Below are 4,726 nucleotides of genomic sequence, written 5' to 3' on the forward strand. Positions count from 1 at the left end.
TCGTAATGCTTGCGAGCTGCTTTGCAACACCCGTCGAAGCCAAAAACGCCGCCATACGCATTTCTGAACGTATAGCGGCAGAAGAGGGTGTGTTTGTGGTTATGGCATTAACGTAAGCCGAAACGCCCTTCTGGGCGTCCGCAGGGGATAGCCGTCCTGCGCTGATGATGGCAGGCAAGCGTCCCGCTTCGTATCGAGGCGAATCATGGTAGAAGCGCAAGTGTTCGGCGGGGAACAGGTCTGCATGAGGGGGTGAAAGGTGTGCCAAGAAAAGTCGATCCGACAGCGCAATTCTTCGCACCGCTTTTAGAGGGCGTTGCGCGAATCGTCGCGGAGCGGGACAAGGCTCGCATGGATGAGCTGACGGAGCGGATTCTGGCGAAGCTGCAAGAAGCGGCAACATTGCCGCAGATGCCCGCAGAGTTGCCGCAAGAGCGGCTGTTGCGCCCGAATGAGGTAGCGGAGCTGCTTGCCTGCTCTGTAGATACCGTAAAGAAGCGCATGGATGCGGGCGATCTCGCCTACATCGTGGAGCGAGGAAGCGACCGCAGGCGGATTCCGTACAGCTGGGTGGTGGAGTACATCCATCGACACAAGAAGTACGCGGGACCGCTGGGCAAGAGATGGGAGGTAGAGGCATGAAAGGAAAGAGACTTCGCCGCATGGTCGGCTGGCGTAAGGAAAATATCGCCGTGATGCACGTCCAGTACGAGGATGGCATAGTGGAAAGTATGATTTTTGACAGGAGTGAAGCGGCATGAGAATCTACATCGCACACCCGTACACAGGCGACGAGGAGAAAAATCGCGAGTGTGCATTGAAAGCCGAGGAGCTACTGCGGCAGGCGACGCCGAATGCGGAGTTTTTTAACCCGGTTGGCAGGCTGTCGGGACGATTTGAGGGACTGTCATACGCTGACGTGATGGCGCATTGCCTTTCAGAGCTTACCGAGTGCGACGGCATCGTATTTTGCGGAGACTGGAAAGAGAGCACAGGATGCCGTTTCGAGGCGTATACAGCGAAGCAGTTGCAGTTGCCGCGTTGGTATGGAGTTGGAGCCTATGCGGCTACATGGGCACAGGTTGAGAGCAAAGCGGAGCACGAGGAGAAGATGGCGATATGACAGAGACAACACGCATACAGGAGCTTATCGAGATTTTTTGCGATGCCGATCGCCGTCAGGGGCTTACGGCAGCAGAGATCGAGCAGTATTGTCCGACCGTCGCTGCCGCTATGGATGTGATGGGGTGACAGGCGATAGAGATGGAATCGAGAGAAAAGAATCGCATACCGACAGCGATTGTATCCGGTCTACACATTTGCCCAAGTGGCGGAGTGCTGATGCTTGATCCACCGCGGGCGTTGGATACAAAATCCCTGCGAGATTTAGAGGAAATGGCGGTACATTTTTTACGGAAATGTGGAAAGAAAAAACCCGTGAACGTAGGAGAGGAATCATGACGGAAGAAGAGTTCAAAGCGATCTCCGAGAAGCTCCACGACAGCAAGGTACATCTTTGTGTCGCAGAGTTGTCCGAGGGTTCGGTGCCCGTGGGTGCGCATGGGAAAATCAACGAGGTCGTTGCCTTGGCAACATACGCGCTTATTGCGGCGATACGGCAGTCGCGCGAACCGTTTCGGACGTATCTGCGGGCAAAGGCGGCTGCCGACATTCTGAACACAATAATAGAAGACATATTCGCTTTTGACGGCGAGAGCGCCAAAAGAAAAAGCGCCCCAAGCGGCGGCAACCGACAAGAGGCGCAAAGGAAATCACATCAAAACAAGTATATCATGAAACAAGGGGGAAATCTACATGGAAATCACGGTGAACATTCACGGTCTGGATTCTTTAGCACAGGCGGTCGCGGCGATGGCGCAGGCGATCGAGCGCGGGCAGGGCGGCGCAGCGACTGTGGCTGCTGCTTCTGCGGTGCAAGCGCCCGTCGTGCCGCACGCAGCTGTGCTTGCAACGGCTGCGGCGGCTCCCGCTGCTCCTGCGCCGCCGGCGCCTGCTCCGCCTGCTCCGACTGAACCCGTGCCGACGGCTCCTACGCTTGCCGCTCCTGCAGCGGCGGTACCCTTGGCGACAGCGCCGCAGCAGTACTCGCTCGCGGAGCTGCAAAAGGCGGTCATGCCGCTCCTCGATGCAGGACGCATGGCGGATCTGCAGCAGGTGCTCGCCAAGTACGGTGCGCAGGATCTGACGCGGGTGCCTGCCGAGCAGTACGGCGCACTCGCCGCCGACTTCCGCGCACTGGGGGCGCGGCTCTGATGGGCGCGGCAGCGCACGCGCTTTTGTCGGCGTCAAGCGCACATCGTTGGCTCGTCTGCACGGCAGCGCCGAAGCTTGAGGAGACGTTCCCGGATACGATAAGCGAGTATGCGCGTGAAGGAACACTGGCGCATGAGATCTGTGAGCTGAAGCTCACGAAGTATGTGACGGCGATGGCGAAGGGAACGTACACGAAGAAGCTCAATGCGCTCAAGAAGCATGAGCTGTATCAGCCGGAGATGCTGGAGACGAGCGAGGCTTACCTGGACTACATCAAGAGCGTCGCGCTCTCTTATCCGACAGCTCCGGCGATCACCATCGAGCGGCGCGTCAATTTCAGCGACTACGCGCCGGAGGGTTTCGGCACGGCAGACTGCCTGCTGCTGGCGGGAGACGTGCTGCACGTCATCGACTACAAGCACGGCAAGGGCGTCGTTGTCGATGCGGCGAAGAACCCGCAGATGATGCTCTACGCGCTGGGCGCGATGCACGACTATACGATGCTCTATCAATTCAAAACGGTAAAGATGGCAATCGTGCAGCCGCGCGTCGGAAACATCAGCGAGTTCGAGATGAGCGCGGATGCGCTGCTCGATTGGGGGAAGACGGTCGTCCGCCCGAAAGCGCAGGAAGCACTGTCGGATGCAGGACAGTTCAACCCCGGCGAGCATTGCCGCTTCTGCCGTGCGAAGTATGCGTGCAAGGCACGCAGCGAGCATTTCGCTTCGTTCACGGAGCTTGCGCAGGCGCGTGCCGATCCGAGGCTTCTGACGCTCGACGAACTGGGGGCGCTCCTTCATGACGCAAAGATGCTCAAAAAGTGGGCAGAGGACTTAGAGGAACACGCGCTGGCAGAATGCCTCGAAGGTCATGCGGTACCCGGCTGGAAGGCGGTCGAAGGGCGCGGTAGCCGCGCCTTTACGGACGGTGATGCCGCTTTTGAAAAGCTCGTCGCAGGCGGCGTCGAGGAGGCTGTCCTATATGAGCGACGCCCCTTGACGCTCGCGCAAGCGGAGAAGACAATCGGCAAGAAGTTGTTCACGGAGCTTGTCGGCGACATGGTGGTAAAGACGCCGGGCAAGCCGGCACTCGCGCCGGAGGCGGATAAGCGTCCGGCAATTACGAATGCCGCCAAAGCGGCGGATGTATTTTAAGGTCACAGGACACAAGTTGAAAGGATGAATGAATCATGGGTTACACGATGAGACCGACGGATGTTCTTTTGAAAAATGTACGCCTTTCTTATGTACGCTTCGACAAGGCGACGTCGAGGAATCCGAATCAAGAGAAGAAGTACAGCTGCACGATTCTTCTGCCGAAGTCGGATGCTATACAGAAGCAGGCGATTGACGCGGCGATCGAGGCGGCGATCCGCGTCGGACGCGAGAAGTTCGGCAGCCGCGTGCCGATGCAGCCGAAGACGGTCATCCACGACGGCGACGGGCTTTCCCCGACGGGCAAGGAGTATGGCGCTGAAGCGAAAGGGCATTGGGTGTTCACGGCAAGCCTTCCGGAGTCGAAGGGTCCTGTGGATGTCGTGGATCTGGGGCGCAACCCGATCATGAACCAGAGCGAGATCTACAGCGGCATGTTCGTCAACGTGCTCGTGAATTTCTACTTCTACGCGAATGAGTCGATGGGCATCGGCGCAGGGCTCGGCCCCGTGCAGAAGGTGGCGGACGGCGAGCCGCTGGGCGGTAAGCTGCCGTCGGCGGACGATGTGTTCGGTGCGCCGGAGCCTCCTCAAGTCGGCGGCTATTCGTATCATGCGCCCGCTGCAGCAGCGCCCGTGCCACCTGCTGCGTATGCTGCAGCGCCCGGGACAGGCGTCAATCCCGTGACGGGAGCGCCGATGTGATATGGGTTCTGGCGAGGGGAGTGATATGCTCCCCTATTCGCCTTTGGAGAAGATCATGAAGCACTTATCGGTTGATATAGAAACTTACAGCGAGACGGACATCACGCTCGGCATCGCAAAGTATGTGGAAGACCCCGCGTTCGAGGTGCTGCTCTTTGCCTATGCCTATGATTTCGGCGCTGTGCATGTCGTTGACCTCGCGCAAGGCGAGACGATTCCCGCTGCGGTGATCGCCGATCTGACGAATCTGGATGTCGTAAAGCACGCATACAATGCAGCGTTTGAGATACAATGCCTCCTGCGTGCGGGATTCGACATACGCCCTGCAGCGTGGGCTTGTACGCTGATCCACGGCGCTTACTTAGGGCTTCCTGCCGGGCTTTCCAAGATCGGCGCGGCGCTCAAGCTGCCGCAGGACAAAAAGAAGCTCGCGAGTGGAGCGGCGCTCATCCGGTATTTCTGTGTGCCATGCAAGCCGACGAAACGAAACGGCGGTCGAATGCGCAACCTGCCGAAGCACGATCTTGAGAAGTGGGCGCTCTTCAAAGCGTACAACGCGCAGGATGTGGTGACGGAGATGGCGGTCTATGATCG

General features: G+C 58.6%; 7 protein-coding genes, 1 other RNA gene and 1 pseudogene. All 9 read left to right on the forward strand.

Features of this window, described 5'->3' with window-relative positions:
- Positions 1-115: 115 nt before the first annotated feature.
- Positions 116-180: hammerhead ribozyme type II (locus tag ACTTKG_RS09120), an RNA gene on the forward strand.
- 81 nt (positions 181-261) lie between these two features.
- Positions 262-642, forward strand: coding sequence for a helix-turn-helix transcriptional regulator (locus ACTTKG_RS09125; protein ID WP_442673895.1), 381 nt, complete (start codon positions 262-264; stop codon positions 640-642).
- Complete coding sequence (locus ACTTKG_RS09130; RefSeq protein WP_442673896.1) at positions 639-761, forward strand: hypothetical protein; 123 nt, start codon at positions 639-641, stop codon at positions 759-761. Before ACTTKG_RS09125 ends, ACTTKG_RS09130 begins: the two co-directional genes overlap by 4 nt.
- Positions 758-1,123, forward strand: coding sequence for a DUF4406 domain-containing protein (locus ACTTKG_RS09135; protein WP_442673897.1), 366 nt, complete (start codon positions 758-760; stop codon positions 1,121-1,123). The genes ACTTKG_RS09130 and ACTTKG_RS09135 overlap by 4 nt, the downstream gene beginning before the upstream one ends.
- Positions 1,120-1,251, forward strand: coding sequence for a hypothetical protein (locus tag ACTTKG_RS09140; RefSeq protein WP_442673898.1), 132 nt, complete (start codon positions 1,120-1,122; stop codon positions 1,249-1,251). The genes ACTTKG_RS09135 and ACTTKG_RS09140 overlap by 4 nt, the downstream gene beginning before the upstream one ends.
- Before the next feature lie 564 nt (positions 1,252-1,815).
- The gene (locus tag ACTTKG_RS09145) at positions 1,816-2,274 is read left to right on the forward strand and encodes a hypothetical protein (protein ID WP_442673899.1); all 459 of its coding nucleotides are present in this window, start codon (positions 1,816-1,818) and stop codon (positions 2,272-2,274) included.
- Complete coding sequence (locus ACTTKG_RS09150; protein ID WP_442673900.1) at positions 2,274-3,428, forward strand: DUF2800 domain-containing protein; 1,155 nt, start codon at positions 2,274-2,276, stop codon at positions 3,426-3,428. Before ACTTKG_RS09145 ends, ACTTKG_RS09150 begins: the two co-directional genes overlap by 1 nt.
- 35 nt (positions 3,429-3,463) lie before the next feature.
- Positions 3,464-4,132, forward strand: coding sequence for a DUF2815 family protein (locus ACTTKG_RS09155; protein ID WP_442673901.1), 669 nt, complete (start codon positions 3,464-3,466; stop codon positions 4,130-4,132).
- 1 nt (position 4,133) lies between these two features.
- A pseudogene (locus tag ACTTKG_RS09160) lies at positions 4,134-4,726 on the forward strand (hypothetical protein); the annotation flags it as partial.

The organism is Selenomonas sp. (genome assembly GCF_052169755.1).
Classification (GTDB): Bacteria; Bacillota; Negativicutes; order Selenomonadales; family Selenomonadaceae; genus Selenomonas.

What these genes read in the sequence shown, in the direction of transcription:
- ACTTKG_RS09135 (WP_442673897.1), top strand. Translation starts at nt 758, where the DNA reads ATGAGAATCTACATCGCACACCCGTACACAGGCGACGAGGAGAAAAAT.
- ACTTKG_RS09130 (WP_442673896.1), top strand. Translation starts at nt 639, where the DNA reads ATGAAAGGAAAGAGACTTCGCCGCATGGTCGGCTGGCGTAAGGAAAAT.
- ACTTKG_RS09150 (WP_442673900.1), top strand. Translation starts at nt 2,274, where the DNA reads ATGGGCGCGGCAGCGCACGCGCTTTTGTCGGCGTCAAGCGCACATCGT.
- ACTTKG_RS09155 (WP_442673901.1), top strand. Translation starts at nt 3,464, where the DNA reads ATGGGTTACACGATGAGACCGACGGATGTTCTTTTGAAAAATGTACGC.
- ACTTKG_RS09145 (WP_442673899.1), top strand. Translation starts at nt 1,816, where the DNA reads ATGGAAATCACGGTGAACATTCACGGTCTGGATTCTTTAGCACAGGCG.
- ACTTKG_RS09140 (WP_442673898.1), top strand. Translation starts at nt 1,120, where the DNA reads ATGACAGAGACAACACGCATACAGGAGCTTATCGAGATTTTTTGCGAT.